The sequence below is a fragment of the Pontibacter sp. HSC-36F09 genome, assembly GCF_024171605.1.
In the GTDB taxonomy this organism is placed as follows: Bacteria; Bacteroidota; Bacteroidia; order Cytophagales; family Hymenobacteraceae; genus Pontibacter.
Genome location: NZ_JALKAA010000002.1, coordinates 562,587 through 580,587 on the forward strand (window position 1 = coordinate 562,587; position 18,001 = coordinate 580,587).

The 18,001-nt window shown below is 51.0% G+C and carries 14 protein-coding genes; 3 read left to right on the forward strand and 11 right to left on the reverse strand.

Annotated elements, in window-relative coordinates:
• Positions 1-123 precede the first annotated feature (123 nt).
• On the forward strand, positions 124-1,323 hold the full coding sequence (locus L1278_RS08480) for a dipeptidase (protein ID WP_253402834.1): 1,200 nt from the start codon (positions 124-126) through the stop codon (positions 1,321-1,323).
• A gap of 519 nt (positions 1,324-1,842) precedes the next feature.
• On the opposite strand, the gene L1278_RS08485 is transcribed toward L1278_RS08480, so the two are convergent.
• Positions 1,843-3,324, reverse strand: a complete 1,482-nt coding sequence (locus L1278_RS08485) for a PQQ-dependent sugar dehydrogenase (RefSeq protein ID WP_253402836.1) — start codon at positions 3,322-3,324, stop codon at positions 1,843-1,845.
• Between the two features lie 195 nt (positions 3,325-3,519).
• On the opposite strand from L1278_RS08485, the gene L1278_RS08490 reads away from it, so the two are divergent.
• Positions 3,520-4,239, forward strand: a complete 720-nt coding sequence (locus L1278_RS08490) for a lipopolysaccharide assembly protein LapB (RefSeq protein ID WP_253402838.1) — start codon at positions 3,520-3,522, stop codon at positions 4,237-4,239.
• Between the two features lie 72 nt (positions 4,240-4,311).
• On the opposite strand, the gene L1278_RS08495 is transcribed toward L1278_RS08490, so the two are convergent.
• The 3 genes from L1278_RS08495 to L1278_RS08505 all read right to left on the reverse strand — a co-directional run bounded on the left by L1278_RS08495 (position 4,312) and on the right by L1278_RS08505 (position 7,315).
• Positions 4,312-6,063 carry a M14 family zinc carboxypeptidase gene (locus L1278_RS08495; RefSeq protein ID WP_253402840.1) on the reverse strand — a complete coding sequence of 584 codons (1,752 nt, stop codon included), beginning with the start codon at positions 6,061-6,063 and terminating at the stop codon, positions 4,312-4,314.
• 138 nt (positions 6,064-6,201) lie between these two features.
• On the reverse strand, positions 6,202-6,645 hold the full coding sequence (locus L1278_RS08500) for a DoxX family protein (protein WP_253402842.1): 444 nt from the start codon (positions 6,643-6,645) through the stop codon (positions 6,202-6,204).
• A 40-nt stretch (positions 6,646-6,685) separates the two neighbouring features.
• Entirely contained in the window at positions 6,686-7,315 is a 630-nt protein-coding gene (locus L1278_RS08505) for a mechanosensitive ion channel protein MscS (RefSeq protein WP_253402844.1), read from the reverse strand.
• A gap of 120 nt (positions 7,316-7,435) precedes the next feature.
• Between L1278_RS08505 and surE the strand changes: the two genes are divergently transcribed.
• Positions 7,436-8,209, forward strand: a complete 774-nt coding sequence (gene surE, locus L1278_RS08510; protein WP_253402846.1) for a 5'/3'-nucleotidase SurE — start codon at positions 7,436-7,438, stop codon at positions 8,207-8,209.
• Positions 8,210-8,290: 81 nt separating this feature from the next.
• Here the strand turns inward: surE and L1278_RS08515 are convergent, their stop codons facing one another.
• From L1278_RS08515 to L1278_RS08545, 7 genes are all read right to left on the reverse strand, one after another.
• Positions 8,291-9,064: an energy transducer TonB gene (locus tag L1278_RS08515; protein WP_253402848.1), complete on the reverse strand. Its 774-nt coding sequence runs from the start codon at positions 9,062-9,064 to the stop codon at positions 8,291-8,293.
• 148 nt (positions 9,065-9,212) lie between these two features.
• Positions 9,213-10,475, reverse strand: a complete 1,263-nt coding sequence (locus L1278_RS08520; protein WP_253402850.1) for a TonB family protein — start codon at positions 10,473-10,475, stop codon at positions 9,213-9,215.
• A gap of 101 nt (positions 10,476-10,576) precedes the next feature.
• Positions 10,577-12,022 carry a M56 family metallopeptidase gene (locus L1278_RS08525; RefSeq protein ID WP_253402852.1) on the reverse strand — a complete coding sequence of 482 codons (1,446 nt, stop codon included), beginning with the start codon at positions 12,020-12,022 and terminating at the stop codon, positions 10,577-10,579.
• Positions 12,006-12,398 carry a BlaI/MecI/CopY family transcriptional regulator gene (locus tag L1278_RS08530; protein ID WP_253402854.1) on the reverse strand — a complete coding sequence of 131 codons (393 nt, stop codon included), beginning with the start codon at positions 12,396-12,398 and terminating at the stop codon, positions 12,006-12,008. The genes L1278_RS08525 and L1278_RS08530 overlap by 17 nt, the downstream gene beginning before the upstream one ends.
• 140 nt (positions 12,399-12,538) lie before the next feature.
• Positions 12,539-13,927: a RagB/SusD family nutrient uptake outer membrane protein gene (locus tag L1278_RS08535; RefSeq protein WP_253402856.1), complete on the reverse strand. Its 1,389-nt coding sequence runs from the start codon at positions 13,925-13,927 to the stop codon at positions 12,539-12,541.
• Positions 13,928-13,947: 20 nt separating this feature from the next.
• The gene (locus tag L1278_RS08540; RefSeq protein ID WP_253402858.1) at positions 13,948-17,025 is read right to left on the reverse strand and encodes a TonB-dependent receptor; all 3,078 of its coding nucleotides are present in this window, start codon (positions 17,023-17,025) and stop codon (positions 13,948-13,950) included.
• A 247-nt stretch (positions 17,026-17,272) separates the two neighbouring features.
• Entirely contained in the window at positions 17,273-17,866 is a 594-nt protein-coding gene (locus tag L1278_RS08545) for a histidine phosphatase family protein (protein ID WP_253402860.1), read from the reverse strand.
• Positions 17,867-18,001 lie beyond the last annotated feature (135 nt).

Below are 18,001 nucleotides of genomic sequence, written 5' to 3' on the forward strand. Positions count from 1 at the left end.
CGTCCATCCAGGCTAATTCATTCAGACTTTTTAATCTGATCACGCTGAATCAGGTGCTGTAGGAAAGTCGCGCCTTTTTACTATATTTAAGGTATGGCTCTTTGGTACATGAAGCATCAGACTATGAATTATAAGAAACTACTGGGCGGAGGCCTGGCGCTGGCAGCCCTGCTGTGCAGCAATCCGCAGGCATCGGCACAAGACTACAAGCAACTGCACGATAAGGCGATTGTGATAGACACCCACAACGATGTGCTGATCTCGGTACTGGAAGGTTTGCGACTGGAAGACGATCTGCGCGGTAAAACGCACTCTGACCTGGCCCGCTTCAAGGAGGGCGGGGTGGATGTGCAGGTGTTCTCTGTCTGGAGCGATGAGACTTACGGAAAAGGCAAAGGCTTTAAATTCGCCAACCTCCAGATCGACTCGCTCGAAGCCATTGTGCGTCGCAACCCAGACAAAATGATGCTTGCCCGCACACCCGCCGACATAGAACAGGCTGTTGCGCAAAACAAAATGGCCACGATGATCGGGGTAGAAGGCGGGCACATGATGGAAAGCAACCTGAAATACCTGGAGGCGCTGCACAAGCGCGGTACCAGCTACATGACCCTGACTTGGAACAACTCGACGCCCTGGGCGACCTCTGCCATGGACGAGACAAGTGGCAAGCTGCCCAAGAACCGCAAGCCTGGGCTGACAAAATTTGGTAAGCAGGTGGTACGCAAAATGAACAAGCTCGGTATGCTGGTCGACCTGAGCCACGTGGGCGAGCGCACTTTCTGGGATGCCATGGCCACTACCACCAAACCAGTGCTGGTTTCGCACAGTTGCGTGCACCATTTCAACCCGCACTCCCGCAACCTGAAAGACGACCAGATACAAGCCATCGCCAAAAATGGCGGCGTGATCCACCTTAACTTCTTCTCCGGCTTCCTGGATCCGGAGTATGACAAGCGCATGAATGCTTTCCGGGCCAATCACAGAGCGGAAGTAGACTCGCTGCGCAAAGCAGGTGCGAACTCGATCCAGATCTCTGATTGGGCCATGGCAAACTACCCCGAAGAAGCCTCCGAATTGCGTCCGCCACTCTCCCTGCTGATGGAACATCTCGATCATATCGTAAAGTTAGTTGGCGTTGATTACGTGGGCCTAGGCTCCGACTTCGATGGCATTACGTCCACTCCACAGCAACTGGATAGTGTCGCCGATATGCCTGTCATCACCCGTGAGCTACTTGCTAGAGGGTATAGCGAAGAGGATGTTGAGAAGATACTTGGCGGGAACTTCCTGCGCGTGCTAAGGGCGAATGTAGGAAGCTAGGTATAGCAGGTATAGGTACAACCAAAAAAGTCAAGCTCTGAGATAGGGCCTGACCTTTTTTTTTGTGCTATTTTGAAGTCAATGCTGTTATGGTAAGCTGATTAATAGGTATAGGTGCTGAATTCGGCTTTATACCTATGCATGATTAATATACCCCTGCCCCCTTCAAAGGGGGAGTTTTGGCCGCTAACTTTTGACAGGTATAGGCTTCGTATCACAGACCACTGACAGGTAGAGCAAGACTCACTTGCACGCTGGCTATGGAACAGACAACTGTGCCTGGTGCGCTTTTGACGATTTTTTGTTTGAGCGGTCAGCGAGTTCAAAATCGTCTTGATTTTTTTGCTTACTTTTTTCATCAAGGAAAAAAGTAAGTGCCCGCCGCACAGGCGAAGCTATAGAACAATACTGGTTGCTATACCCATAATTGCAGTTGCTAGAAAGTAAATTAAGCAAAATCTATACCTTGGCCCCACTATACCTGTCACAAGCGAGGACGCTCGCGCCATGGCAACACCACTACTCAACCGGCACAACTCTATAAATCGTCCCCGGACTCTCTACAGCAACATAAATAAACCCATCCGGACCCATTTTTACATCACGTACACGGCCGATGTTTTTGAGGAGCTTTTCTTCACTTACGATCTTATTACCATCCATCTTGAGTTTACTCAAAAACTGGAAACGCAGCGATCCAACCAGTAAGTCGCCCTCCCAACCTTTGTAGCGATTGCCCGTCACGAAAGCCATACCGGAAGGGGCGATAGAAGGCACCCAGTACCAGAGCGGCTGCTCTATACCTTCTTTTTTAGTCAGTTCAGTCAGTACGGTGCCGTTGTAGTTGATGCCGTAGGAGATAACCGGCCAGCCGTAGTTTTTGCCTCTTTCGGCAATGTTCACTTCGTCCCCGCCTCTCGGACCATGCTCGTTTGTCCAGATGGCGCCGGTGCCCGGGTGAATGGTCATACCCTGGATGTTGCGGTTACCGATGGTCCAGATGGAGCCGATGGCGCCTTTTTCGTTCGCAAAAGGGTTATCAGCAGGTATAGTGCCATCGTCTTTGATGCGGTGTACTTTGCCCGGGGCGCGTTCTATGGTCTGCGCGTTTTCGTGGTGCTGTCCTCGATCGCCTACGGTCACATAAAGCAAGCCGTCGCGACCAAATTCCAGGCGGGAGCCGTAATGGTGGCGGGTGCGGGCCCAAGGCTGTGCTTCGAAGATCACTTTCTGTTCCGTGAGTTTATTGCCGTCTAGTTTGGCGCGCATCACGGCTGTGGTTGAGAGCATCTGTTCTCCTTCTTTCTTGAAGGCCGAGTAGGAGAGATAGATCAGGTTATTTTTGGCGAAGTCGGGGTGCAGTTCTACGTCCAGCAGACCGCCCTGTCCCTGTGCCAGCACTTCCGGCGCACCGGTAATCTTCTGCAATTGACGGCTCCCCTTCGGCAGATGGTAGAAAGCGCTGTTGCGGTCCGTTATCAGCATGTCGCCGTTTGGCAGGAAGGCCATTCCCCACGGAATTTCCATACCTGTTGCCACGGTATCGAGGCGGTACTTCAGCGATTCGGAGGTATAGACAGATGTGGCTGTAGTTTCTTCACTGAAATCGTATTGCTTCACGTTCTGTATACCTTCCTGTATGTAGGCAACCAGCGCCGTGATTTCCTGATCGTTAAAAGTCTGCTCAAAGGCAGGCATGCCTTCCTCAGGATAACCGTGTTTGATAGCAGCAAAAAGGTTTTCAGCGGTGTTGCCATGCTTCCATTTGCGATCGGTGAAAGCTTCCATCTGTTCGCCATGGCAGCCGGAGCAGTAGCTGGCGTAGTTGGTGCGGGCTTTGTCCAGTTGGGCTTCACTGAGGGCTACTTCCTGAGCTGAGTTTTGGGCGATAGCTTGTGTATTAGTTTCCGTGGTGCTGGCGCTGTTGCCGGAACTGGTGCAGCTATGCAGCGTGATAAGGGCGAATCCCAGAAGTGGAAGCAGGTGTGATGTTTTTAACATAGTATGTGTGTAAATCTTGCGGCTTTACGTGATTGATGTGGTTGTGTATACAAATATAGCTTTCAAGAGTTATTTCAGGTATAAAATCTGTTAAGTGAGATGTTTTAGGTATAAGGATCAGCAGTCAGTTATAGGAAAGCTCCGGGAAGAAAAGTGGTTTAGTCCCCTCGTTTCCAAACTGCAATTTACTTGACTATGCTACTTAGGCTTTGCGTTCTTTTGATGCTGATGACAGGCACCGGCTCGGCTTGTCTGGCGCAGTTTACTGCTTCAGATATACGCCAACTACACAATGCCGCCCGCTATACCGGAAGCGAGGAGGATTTACTCAAGATACTGGGGAAGAACATCCGCTACCCGGCAGCCGCTCAGCGGGCTAATAAAGTCGGAACGGCAGTTGGTGTCATAAAATTTTCCAGAAGCGGGGATGTTGTCGAGTTCGGTACACTTAACAAGGCCTTTTCAGAATTTAAGAAGGAATTTGAACGCATGGTGCCTCTTATCAAAGGCAAATGGACTGCGACAAACGACACAGCACAATTCTTTTATGCCGTCATTCCAGTTCAATTCAAGATCATTGGAGTAGGCTATACCTTAAATAGCGACTTAAAACCAGATTTTTTTAAAGAAACCATCATGACGATCGCTTCTGGTGTGCCTAGAGATAAGATGGACGCTGTGGAGAAACAGGCAGTGGGAGTGTACCAGCGTATGGAAGATGAACTGGTAGCCCAGGTAAATGCCTATGTACAAAGTGAAAACTATACAGAAGCTATTACGGCAATGGAGGAGCTTGTAAACCTGCAGCCACTGCATACTGCTTATTACCAGCCACTGATTACGTTGCACGAACGGATAGGCAATGAACAGGAGGCTACTTACTACCGGGAAGTAGTGCAGCTGTTCATAAAATAAAACCCTCCTCTATACCTTATAAAGCGAAAGCCACCTTCATGGGGTGGCTTTCGCTTTATCGTTAATTTCATTTTAGAGGGGCAGTTTCACATCCTGCATCAGCCTGCCTACCGGGTACATGTTGTGGGTAGGCTCGTAGTGCGGTGAGTTTCTGTACACGAAGTCCAGTTGGGCGCGGGCGTTCTTGGCGAACTCTGTATCCTGCTTTTTGCGCTCCTCCAGCTGCTTGCGCAGATCTGGGTTTTTCTTCAGGATCTCAGCGGCCAGGTCTTCGAACACATAGCTCGAGAAATACTCCTTCTGCATCAAAATACTGTCGAAGAAGTTCCAGTTGAAGTAGGAGTCTACGGCCTGCGGCTCTAGGGCCTCTACTAAAAAGCGGTTAGCCTCCTGATTCAGGTATACCACATAGTCACCTTTCAGGAACTGGCGTGGCATGATGCGCGTCTCCACCTTAGTGCCAGAGTGCAGGTAGTGGCCTTCGTAAGCACGAGGAGAGGTTTTGTAATCAGAGATGTAGTAAGTGTCGAGTGTGAGGGTGGTATCGCGTTTAAGCTGGCCCATCTCCACTTTGTTCAGCTTCAGACGGTCAATTACTTCGCGCCATGCCTGCGGAATGATGTAGGCCACCGGCTTCTCCACCGTTACAGTCGGGGTGAAAGTGTTGTAGTAATTGATATTAGTGGAATAAGGCGCTTTGCGGTCGTAGTACAGGCGCTCCAGTCCGCTCACTTCACTTGGCTTATACTTGGCAGCGTAGCCCAGAAATGGGATTTTATCCACTTTGGTCGTATCCAGTTGCCAGTCGAGGGCGAAGGTTTTCTGCGTCAGTGTTTCCTGTTTTGCCTTGGCGCGTATCTCGCCTATTTCTTTGGCGTCGCGGCTCACAGTGCTGATCATGTGCTCCATCAGCTTGTAAGTTGACTGCACCCGCTGATCGAAAGGCTTGAGCATGTGGGTCTCCGGTACAAAACCGATGGTGTTGTACAGCGCGGTATACCCGGTGGCATAGCGTGGCGACTCCATGAAGCCGATAATTCCTTTTTCAGGCGTCTCGCCAATGGTATTCATATAAGGCACCATCGGGAACTTGTCCTTCTTCATACCTTCATAAAGCGTCGGCAACATTTTGCCCTGCAGGTAGCCGGCCAATGTCGGGTTCAGCTTGTTGTGTTGCGTGGCGATGAGGGTCATCACGTGCTGGTAGTCGGCGCCATTGGAGGTATGGTTGTCCATGAACACATCCGGGTCCCAGTCGCGGTAAATGAGGTGGAAGGTCTGGGCATTCCGGGAATCGGTTTTGAGGTAATCGCGGTTCAGGTCGAGGTTGCGGGCATTGCCCCGGAAGCCGTAGCTCTCCGGACCTTCCTGGTTGGTGCGGGTGTGGCTGTTTCGGTTGAGCGCGCCGCCAATGTTGTAGACAGGTATAATGGCCAGCACCACATTATCGAGTTGTTTGCGCTTGCTCTTGTCCTGCAGGTAGTCGCGAAGCAGCAGCATGGTGGCGTCAATGCCTTCGGGCTCGCCCGGGTGAATGCCGTTCTGGATCAGCAGCACGCGCTTGTCTTTCTGTTTTACAGATTTCGGATCAAAGTCTTTTCCGGTGGAAACGATGACCAGGTGCAGCAGCCGGCCGGAGTCGGTATAGCCGTAGGGCACCATTTTCACCTCGTCGTAGGCCGCATCGAACTTGCGGTACCAGTCGATGGCCTCGTCGTAAGTGGCGGTTTGGTTCTTGTTGCCTTTTTCGTAAGGCGTTTTGAGATCGTTTTTGTCAGGTGTTCCGGTAGCCAGCAGCGCGGCCAAGAGCAGAGTGGTTAGCATGTGTGGTGTTTACAATTGTTCTTGCAGAGCAATGTTAACCAATTATGCTTAGAAATGGAATCAGAAAATTGTCTGAGCGTTGTTTTTATACCTTGTAAGTTCAGATCAAGGCCTGTTCGAATCGTGCACCGACATAGCCTATACCTGAAAGGTCTTCCGGTTCTTATTGGGGAATAGTGTTTTATCGAGGCTATACCTACCAGGACCAATAAAGTAGAGGGCGAAAAAGAGAATGGCTGCTTCGAGCGAGTGGGAGTAACCACCAAATCCATCGCCGGCAGTGACATGGCGCAGGGTAGCCACCAGCATAGTGATGACGAGCAGCACTGTAACGGGCCTGAAAAACAAACCAAGCACCAGCAGCGCACCACCTACCGTTTCGGCAAAAGCGGCCATAAAACCCCAGAACTCCGGCATAAAATCAATCCCCAGCAGCTGCATGTTCGCTCCGATCTTCGCCCAGCGCTCCGATCCGCCCACCATTTTGGGCCAGCCATGGAGTATGAACATGATGCCGATGCCGATGCGGAGAAGCAACAGTCCGGTGTTTTTATAGCTATAGCGGGCGCGGAGTAATGACATGCGAGCAATAATACGCAATCCGCAGAAATATTACAATAACCTAATATATTAAAATGCCACGCACAAGTGTATTAGCAGGTATCTGGTCGGGTTTCAGTTTGTGAAGGCTATTCTGATCTAATTGTGAGGAATCCAAGATGAAGGACATACCCGATTTTTCGCTCACAGCCACAAAACCCGCCTCACCTGTGCTGGTGTAGTCAATAGGGTGCTGCTGTGCCACCTCACCGTACTTCGACCCGACTCCTATACCTTGGGCCGTTCTGTAGTTGGTGTCGCGGATGCTGATGCGCCATACATGGCAGTTGGGCTCGCAGAGTTGTTCCACCAGCATGCCGTGCGGGCTTTCCGGATTGCTGAGCACATAAGCCGTGTATTGTTGGCCCTCTAGTTGCAGGGTGGTGTCCCTGATCTGCCAGCCTGCCGGCACCTGGCTGCGCATTTCTTCTATGGGCATACCGATCCTGACCCTGCCCGCCTGTCCTTTGGCAAGCACTAAATTAGCCGGGTCTGTGACTTCCGTGTTCGTGTCGGGTTGCTCGGTTTCTGACATCGCCTCACCCGCTGTTATATTTGAGTTGGAGTCCGCTTGACCGGTGTTGTCATGGTCGGCCAGGCAAGCTGCCATGCCCACCCCCAACAGGATAGCGTACAATATATTCTTGAGCATAAGGTAAGATTAGGAAATCATTATATTCCTTGTAACCCTGTTCTGAGAGCCGGGGTTGTCGTATATTAGCACCAAAACGGAATTCGTTTCTTTTGTTATACATCAACTAAAAATAATAAAATGGCTTTACCATTAATACTGGTTTCGAACGATGACGGCATCACAGCGCCAGGCATACGTATGCTGGTGAAAGTGGCCAAGAGGATAGGGGACGTCGTAGTTGTGGCGCCCGACGGTCCGCAGTCAGGTATGGGGCACGCGATCACGATCGGGAACACCCTGCGGCTCGACCGCTCCATCGCTTTCGACGATTTGGATATAGAGGCGTACGAGTGCTCCGGCACCCCGGCCGACTGCGTGAAACTGGCCAAGTTCCATGTACTGAAAGACCGCAAGCCCGACCTGGTGGTAAGTGGCATCAACCACGGCTCGAACTCGAGCATTAGTGTACTTTATTCAGGCACCATGTCAGCAGCTATTGAGGCTGCAATCGAAGGACTTCCGGCTATCGGTTTTTCACTTTGTGATTACGGACACGAAGCGGATTTTTCTCATACCGAGGAGTTTGTGGAACTGATCATCCGGCAGGCGCTGGAGCACGGTATACCTGAAAACACGGCCCTGAACGTGAACCTGCCAAAGAAAAGCAATGAACCCATAAAAGGCGTGAAGGTATGCCGGCAAGCCCATGCCAAGTGGCAGGAAGAATTTGACGAACGCCTTGATCCGCGCAACCGCCACTATTTCTGGTTGACGGGTAGCTTCGTGAACTTCGACAAAGGCGAGGACACCGACGAGTGGGCGCTGTTGAATAACTACGTATCGGTCGTGCCCTGCCAGTTCGATATGACAGCCTACCACGCCATGGCTACGCTCAATGAATGGGATCTATAAGGTATAGGTATAGAGTATAAAGTGAGAAGCCTCCCTGGATTAACTGTTCCAGGAAGGCTTCTTTTTGTTACTGAAGCCAAATTAAAAACGAACGGGCACGGTAAACCGAACTTTAACCGGCTTACCCAGCTGCATCCCGGGATTCCAGTCTCCACTTGTTAAAGTCAACACGCGGATAGCCTCCTGATCTAAAGCGGGCGACAGGCTTTTAACCACTCGGAAATCACTCAGGCTACCGTCTTCATGAACAATGAACGAGATTTGAGAAATGCCCCAGGGAGATTTCAGACTCTTGTTTATTTTGTTCTTGTCAATAAACTTATATAATTCAGCTATTCCTTCCTTATAGTCTGGCACCACGTCTCCTTCCCTCATGCTAGAATTAGAAAACTGTCCGGTGGAATTAACCTCTCGGGCCGTATTCGTCTTTGCTGGAGATTTCGGCTCACTGCCCTCAAAGCGGATTGGCAGGGTAAACCGAACGGCTACCAACTTACCGTTCTGCCTGCCCGGCACCCATTTCCCGGTCATGCTTTCGATCACACGTACGGACTCCTGCTCCAGCTCCGGGTGCAGTCCTTTCAAGATCGCCACATCGGAGACGCTGCTATCCGGGTTTACGACAAAAGACGCGACCAGCAAACCGCCGGGAAGGCCTTCGGCATAGCGGAGGTTCTGCCCGATATACTGCATCATACCCGCTTCTCCGCCTGCAAACACTGGCATTTGTTCTACAAAGGTATAGATGTCTCTTTTTTCAGTTTTCTGGGTTTGAGCAACCGCTACAGAGGGGTTCAGTGAGCTAATCGTAAAAGCCAGTGCCAGGCCTGTGAAGTAGTGTAAAGGTGTTTTCATGAAATAAGTAAGGTGAATAATCCAGACCCGAGGCTTAAAGAAGCTAAATGTAGATATTATTTTGCTTACTCTAAAAGCTGTAAGCAGAAAAACCCCTGGGCTGCATAGCGCAGCACCAGGGGCAACCTAACAAGTTTGTTATTATAGCTTACTTATACCTTGTCACTACCACGTCGGCGATTTTCAAGTCTTCCGCCGATGGTTTATTGGCGCCTCCTTCGGTTACAAACAGTAGCTTGATGGTTCGAGATACAGCGACAGGCTGGCCGTCTACCTTGCCGGGGTTCCACATACCTTGTGAGTTGCGGATGGTGCCCGCAATAGCATCGTGCAGTTCTTTACCAATGGCTACAGTGAACATGCTCATAACTTTGCCGTCCTCTTTTACGACGAGGTGCACATCCAGAGGCCCTTCGAAGTCGACGCCCGCCGGATAGCGCAGGTTTTTGGCCAGGTACCGCTCAAAGGAGCCGTCTTTGAAGGTTGGCTTCACATCCACCTCGTTCAGGTTGTAGTAGCTCTTGGTATACTTGGTCATGCTCGGTACGCCCATTTTTTCGCTGCTATGGCCCGATTCTGAACCCAGGAACTGTACCGGCAGCACCACTTCGGCACCGGTTGGCTGACCGCTTTTGAGGGCCGGTTCCCATTGGCCGGAGGTGGCTTTCACGGCCGCCATCGCCGATTCTGACAGTTTGGCCAAAAGGGTTTTGTTCTGCAGCTGAAACGTTGAGGCATCCATGTAGTCGAGTTCAGAGCCTGGTCCCACGGTTTTCTTCAGTTTGGTGCCCTCCAGTCGCACGTTCGATACCTGCCCCTCGCGGTCTACATAGAACTTCACCATCACACGGGCGTTCAGGTTTTCGTTTTTGGCTTCGGCTGGCAAGCTCAGGTGAGCCTTCATGGCCTGAAACATCGCCTCGGTGCCGCCCTTAAAGGCAGGCATGCGGTTGGCTACGCTGGCTGCGGCTGCGCGGTCGGATTCTTTCAGGGCAAACCGGATCGGTAAGGTATAGCGCACCCGCACGATCTCACCGTTCTGGCGGCCCGGGTTCCACTGGCCGCTCATCATGTTCACAACCCGTATCGCCTCTTCGTCGGTTTCTTTGCTGAGCGACTTGACCATTTTTACGTTGCTGATCTTGCCGTCGGCCTCCACCACAAAGCTCAACACAGCCAGGCCTTCGATACCATTGCTTTTGGCGATAGCCGGATACTGGATGTTCGTGCCCAGGAATTTCATCATTTCAGATTCGCCACCTTTAAACTGCGGCATTTCCTCCACATAGGCGTAAGGCTCGTTTGCAGATTTTTTGCTTTGTGCGGTGATCTCTGTTGGTAATCCGAAACAGAGGGAGAGGGCAAGCAGTGGAGCAGCCAGCCAGGTTTTGAGTGTGTTTTTGTTTTTCATGAGAGGTATTTTTAAGGTTATTTTTTAGAAAAGAAAAGACAATAGGTGTCCTGCCCCGGTTTTCAGGCCAGGTGAGTCAGGTATAAATAAGGGTGAGCGTATTATTTTATCGCGAAGCGAATGGGCAAGGTATAGCGCACCGGTACGACCACTCCGTCCTGTCTGCCCGGAGACCATTGGCCTTGCATTTTTTCCACTACGCGCAAAGCTTCTTTGTCGAGCGATTCGTGCAAAGTTTTAAGGATGGTGATATCCTGCAAGCCACCGTTTTTGTCTACGACAAAGCTCAGTACAACCAGACCTTCCACGCCTACCTCCTGCGCATCTTTCGGGTAGCGTATGTTGCGCCCCAGGAACTTCATCATTTCCTCCTCGCCACCATTGAATTGGGGCATCTGCTCTACATAGGTATAAGGTTTCTCGCCCGAAAACTCTTCTTCTGAAGGAGGGATCGTAACAGATGGTTTCACGTTTTTGAAATCCTCCTTCTTCACGGTACTGGCTGTTTCGGTAGCTGCCGGCTTCGCTATTGCTTCTGTGGCACCCTGCGCTATACCTGCCTGCTTCTGGTTCCCAACAGGTATACCTGCTTTGCGGGCAGGAGCGGTGATAAGGATTTCTGACAGCGAAGCAGGCTCCTCGACAAGGGGCATCATGTCAGCGCTTACTTTACTGGCAGAGAAGGCAACCAGCAGCAAAAGGATGACCGGCAGCACGAGGAGCAGGCGCGTTTTGCTGGCAGGCTTGCCATGCAGCTGCAGCATGCGCAGGCGGCGGAAAACCTGTGGTTTCTGAAAGTAGCTGCCCACCGGTATACCGGCCATAAAGAGCGCCTCTTTGGCCAGCAGGGAGCTGTACTCCTGCGGCTGGCAGCTGGCCAGCACCTCGGCATCAGCCTGAAATTCGTGTACGTTGCGTAGTTCCTCCTTCATAAGCCACACCAGCGGGTTAAACCACAGCACAGCGGTCAGCACTTCATAGTAAAGCACGTCGTAGGTATGGCGCAGGCGCACGTGGGCCATTTCATGCGAGAGGATTTGCTGCTGTTCGTGCGCAGACAAGTGCTTCATATCTCCCAGAAAAACATAGTGCAGGAAGGCAAAGGAAGGAAATTGGCCTTCGGTCTGCAGTACTGTTGCTCCGGCGCCTGGAGATGGAATTGGTCTGGCGGCAGAAGCCAGCGAGCGAATACGCACTACCTGCAGGTATAGCCTGGCCAGCAACACAAATCCGATCACACTATATAGTACAAGAAGCCAATGGCCTGTCGTGAAAAGCGGCGCTGTGGTGGTAGCGGCTGAACCATAGCCCACTACCTGCACTTCCTGCAATTGAAAGGCAGGTATAAGGTCGGTAACAGGAAGCACTGTTTGAAACGGCAGCGGCAACTCCAGCAACGGAATGGCCAGGGCAAGAACCGGAGACAGCAACAGGTATAGCCTGTTGTAAAGCAGACCCGGTTGGTTGTGGAACACGAGTCTGTAAAACAGGTATAGCACCAGCAGGGCCAGGGCCGATTGCAGCAGGTAATTAACTGTTGTTTCCATCTTGTTGGTCCTCCTCTTTAAGGTCGTCTTTTACATGGCGCATCAATTGGTCGAGCTCTTTTACATCCAGGTTGTTGTCCTTGGCGAAGAACGAAACGAGCTTTTCGAAAGAGCCTCCGAAATAGCCGCTCATAAAGTTCTTCAGAAAGAAGCTCTTGTACTTGTCTTCGGCCACCAGCGGGAAGTACTCGTGCGACTTGCCAAAGGCGTTATAGCCCACAAAGCCTTTCTTCTCCAGAATACGCACAATCGTGGACACGGTGTTGTAGGCAGGTTTGGGCTCGGGTATCTCCTCCAAAATGTCCTTCACAAATCCTTTTTCCAGTTTCCAGAGAATCTGCATGATCTCTTCTTCGGCTTTGGTGAGTTCTTTCATAAGGCTATTGGTTGCTTGGTAGGATAAATATATAACTAATTACTTAGTTTACAAACTAAAGGTTTAGTTTTTGTGAAATTAAATCAAAAAGAGCTCCCTACATAGGAGCTCTTTTTGATTTCAGTACTTTGAATCAGGTATCAATATCCTTCGTTCTTTTCTAAGTTAGGATTTATTTCGATCTGCTGTAACGGAATAGGCCATAGGTTTCGGAAAGCCTGTGCGTCACAAAAGCCCAACACCTCGCAAGTGCGATTGTAGCGGCGCAGATCCATAAAGCGCAGACCCTCACCTACAAACTCAAGGCGGCGCTGAAGCAGGATTTCATCCAGCGCTGCTCTGTTAGTGAGAACCAATAATGGCCGTAGCCCTGCCCTGGTTCTTATGGCGTTGATGTCAGAAAGGACTTGTGGCGATACAGGCAGAATGTTGTCGCCACCATTGGCTGTTTGTCTTACGGCAGCCTCTGCTCTGATCAGGTACATTTCGGCCAAGCGGATGACGATCACGTTATCGGCGTTGTTTACGGCGTCTTCGTACTTCAGCAAGCGACGACGGTTGGCAGAGCCCTCAATGCGAACAGTAGCCGCAAAACGGGAATCGCCATTGGCAGCCGATGCCTGTAATACGTTGTACGTATCCTCGCTGACATAAAACTTCTGGCCTGGTGTGTTCGGGTTGGTAGCTGAGCCTAAGCTGTTCTGATCGTTCGGTGTAAAATCAATTTCGAAGATAGACTCTGAGTTGCCGCTTCCTTCGGTCGTAAAAACGCTGGCGAAAGTAGGCATCAGCGAGAAAGCGCCACTCTCGATCACCTGGCTGGCTTTGGCTTGTGCCTCTGCATTGTTGCCGTTCTGCAAATACACACGGGCAAGCAAAGCTGTGGCGGCAAGGCTCGAGGCACGGCGTGGGTCGCCAACCTCTACCAAGCTCAGCATGTTCTCAGCAGTAGCCAAGTCGGTAATGATCTGACTATACACTTCCTGCTCAGAAGAACGCGCCAAATACTGGATATCCGGCAGGCCGGATGTGGCATTCAACTCAAGTGGCACACCACCAAATACCTTCACCAGGTCAAAGTAAGCCAGCGCTCTCAGAAAGTGCATCTCACCACTGATGGCATCGCGCTGCTCAGCCGTGATAGTACCAGCCGTAACCAAACGCTCTGCCTGAGAAATAACAGTGTTGGCTCGGTTGATAACCAGGTAAATGGTTCCCCAGAAATTTTCGATCTGCAGGTTAGATGCAGTTAAAGCACGTCGGGCTGCTTCGGCATCAGTGGTGAACGTGCCAACAAACTGCATGTTATCGGAGTAAATCTCGTGGTAAATGTTGTAACGGAAGCCATAGTAATCTTCAGACTGCAGGGCACTGTAAACGCCGAGTGCTGCCTTGTCCAGCGAATTGAAATCAGTTACGGCAACGTCTGCTTCTACCTGCGTGGTAGGCGCCACTTCCAGTCTATCCTCGCAGCTGGTCAGCACACTTAAACCAAGCGCTGTAGCCAATATATAGGTGTATTTTTTCATCTTGCTAATCGGTTTAAGGATTAAAATCCAACATTAATACCAAATGTGATGGTACGGTTCTGCGGCACTGTATAGAAGTCCACACCCAATGTGGTATTGCTGGTGCCTGCAAAGTTCACCTCCGGGTCGAAGCCAGGATAATCGGTGAAAGTAACGAGGTTCTGAGCCTGGGCGTACAGGCGCAGCGTTCTCATTCTCAGTCGCTCACTGATTGTGGATGGCAGGGTATAGCCCAGCACCAGGTTCTTGAGGCGCAGGTATGAGCCATCGTAAATGAAGCGAGAAGAGTTGCTACGGCCGTTGTAGTTCAGGTCTTCGTAAGTAGCCCGAGGCACGTCAGTTACGTCTCCTTCCTGCTGCCACCTGCCCAGCACGTCTTCCAGCATGTTATCGTCGTAGCGGCCCAGGTGCATCTGGTACTCCCGCGACGGCATGGCAATGTCGTTGCCGTAAGAGAACTGGAAGAACACGTTCAGGTCGAAGCCCTTGAAGCGCACTGTGTTTGTTAAACCACCTATAAAGTCTGGCTGGGCGTTACCGATTACCGTGAAGTCGTCGTCTGTGATGATACCGTCGTTGTTGATGTCGCGGTAGTTCACGTCACCTGCCAGCGTGCCGTTAAACTCGGTTTTAGAAGCCGGAACCTGGTCTTGTCTGCTGTAAATGCCGTCAGCGATCAGGCCATAGAACGTACCAATCGGATAGCCCTCGCGCAGCACGATGGAATTACCACCGAAACCGTAGAATATATCCTGGCCTTCGTAGAGCGAAGTCACCTTATTGCGGTTGCGGGCAATGTTAAAGTCTGTTGTCCAGTTAAATCCATTACCCGGATTAGAGATGTTTACCGTGTTCAGGGCAATCTCAAAACCCTTGTTCTCTGTAGAGCCCACGTTAAACTGCACGCTTGAGAAACCACTCTGGGTAGGTATAGGGCGAGCAAACAACAGGTCATCCGTCTTCTTCACATAGTAGTCAACAGCCAGGTTAACGCGCCCGTTCAGGAAGCCGATGTCGGCACCCACGTTAAACTGCTTGGTGGTCTCCCACTTCAGGTCAGGGTTAGCCAGCTGCGACTGCGCCAAACCAGACAGGTCGAGGTAGTTACTGCCACCTGTATAAAGGGCCAGGTAGCGGAAGTCGCCAATTTCCTGGTTACCGGTTACACCATAGGAGGCACGCAGTTTCAGTTCGCTCATGTAGTCAAGACCCGACATGAAGTCTTCTTCGATCAATCTCCAACCAGCAGAAACGGATGGGAAGTAACCAAAGCGGTTGTTTTCGCCAAAGCGCGAAGAGCCGTCAGCACGGAAGTTCACACCCAGCAGGTACCTGTCTCTGAAAGAGTAGTTTACACGGCCAAAGAACGATACCAGTGAAGACTCAAGTTCGGAGCCTGTACCAGCGTTTACGCGGGCTGCGCTCGATACGTAACGGAAACGCTCACTGGCAAAGCCCTCGCCTGTCACACTGGTGTTGCGGATCACATTGTCCTCATTGCTGGCGCCTATTACGGTAGAGAAGCTGTGGATTTCGTTGAAAGCTCGGTTGTAAGCGAGTGTGGCTTCCAGCAAGCTCTTCGAAACAGTTGTCGTGGCATTGATTGCCTGACCACCCTGCGCCTCAAAAGTAGCACCAGGGAAGTTAGCTGCGCTGTAGCGGCGCTCATCCACATTCAGCACGTCCATACCGCCCTTCACCTGAAAGTCAAGACCAGGTACAATGGTGTATTTGGCAAAGGCATTGCCTACGGCGCGCAAGTTGCGTGTCTCGTTATCATTTTCACGGCCTTCTGCCACTGGGTTGGTATAGAAGAAGTTTGGATAAGAGTACGTTTTGGTTTCTATGTCCGTGTAAACCGGCCAGAGTGGAGAGGCTGCCAGCGCATTGGCAAACGGGCTGGTAATGGAGTTATCGCTGATGATACGATCGCTGTCAGATCGGCTGAGCTGGATGCTGGTACCTAGTGCGAATTTGTCATTCGCCTGGTGGTCCAGGTTCAGTCGGGTAGAGTAGCGCTGGTAGCGGCTGCCGATCACGACGCCTTTCTGATCGAAGTAGTTACCAGACACATAATAGCGTGTCTTCGGATCGCCACCGCTGAGTGAAATTTCATAATTCTGAATACCAGCCCTGCGGGAGATTTCATCTACCCAATCCGTATCCGTCAGCGGGAAATCAACTCCGTTATAATAGAAGTCAGTAAACTCCTCTGGCGTGTATTGGCCCTCCGGTATATAACCATCATTTACGAAGGCCTCCATCATGATGTCGGTATACTGCTGGGCATTCAGAAGTTTTGGTTTCTTCCAGTAATTCTGTGTACCCGCATACATGTTGAAGTTAATCTGCGTCTGGCGGGCGGAGCCACGCTTGGTTGTGATCAGCACAACGCCATTGGCAGCACGCGAACCGTAGATGGCAGCAGCAGAAGCGTCTTTTAGAATGTCAATGGACTCGATGTCGTTCGGGTTGATGTCTGTAACAGCGTTAACGGATTGCCCCCCAAAGCCAAGTTGTGAAAAATCACCTGTTGTAAGGGGCACACCGTCCACTACATAAAGCGGCTGGTTGCTGGCGGAGATGGAGGTTGCACCACGCACACGCACCGTGATACCGCCGCCGGGCGTACCTGAGTTTTGAGAGATCTGCACACCAGCAGCACGGCCCTGCAGCGCCTGGTCAACACCTACAACCGGCAGGTTCTGGATATCCTCAGATTTTACCTTCGCAGTAGCACCCGTTACCTCACGACGCTCCTGCGTGCCGTAACCCACTACCACCACTTCGCTCAACTGCCGCTCGTCAGCAGCCAACTGCACATCAATTGTAGAACGTCCGCTGACAGGTATTTCCTGACGCTGCATACCGATAAAGCTGAAAACCAGTGTGGCGTTGGGTTGTATGGTCAGGGTGTATTCGCCATCGACTCCTGTGGTGACACCATTGGAAGTGCCCCGTTCCAGCACGGTAACACCCGGTAGCGCAGAGCCGTCAGTGGCAGCGGTGACCCTACCGGATACAGTTTGAGTCTGAGCCCAGACACTCCCTACAAGTGTCAGGACTAAAAAGAAGCTCAATAGTATACTCTTCTTCATATTAGTTAAATTTGATTTACACTTAAGAACGTTTTTACGGAAATATTGTAAATAAATCGAAGAAATAATTTAATTATATTAAATAAAACATAAGTAAATATTCAAATAACTATATTTTTCAAAAGACAAAAATCAGCGCTTCCCTAACATGTTGCTTACAGATTAGACTTCGTGAAATAGAAAAGTATAGTGTATAGGAAAGCGAGTTCTCAGGTATCTACCGCTTCAATTCCCGGTGTTGTTGATGTTATTTCTTTTCCAGCATCGTCACACTCAAGAAGCCGCTGCCCTCTTTAATGACCGACTTCCAGCCCAGGTCCTGCAGGTACCAGCGTATAAAGTTGTTGAGCAGGCCATGCGCCACCAGTATCACGGGCGGGTTATGCTCGGCCTGTTGTGCCAGAAAGGAAGCCGCTTCCCGTGCCCGCTGCTTCGCCTGCCTGAACGTTTCGATTCCCTGGCTGTTGAGGCCCAGCATCCAAAGCACCCTGGCGCTCACCAACCAAAGCCGGATGGGTAGCCGTAGCAGAGGCAGGGAGAAAATGCGGCGCTCAAACTCCCGGAATTCGTGTCGTACCACTAATTCCACCTCCTCCCCAAATATCTGTCGGGCAGTGAGCTGCGACCTTTTCAGGGTGCTGCAATATACCTGGCAAACCTCCTGGTAGGGAATGGCCTCGTGTTCCATGACAAACTGCTCCACCTCCGCTGCGTCGTAGGCGCTGATGTAGTTGCTTGCATCTGCCTTGCTAAAGTATCCCTTTTTTGGCACCACTGGCCGCGCATGGCGGATCAGGAAGATACGCCCTCTGGTACGACTGGTCTCTGGTACTCCTTTCAATGCAAGGCTCGCGTGGTTCAAACATGTTATACGCAAGGCGTAAACCTACGATGCCTGCGCACTGTTTGGCAGCTAATAATAATGCATGGTTTTAGAACACATGCCGCATATGGGATACACACCTGATAAAAAATC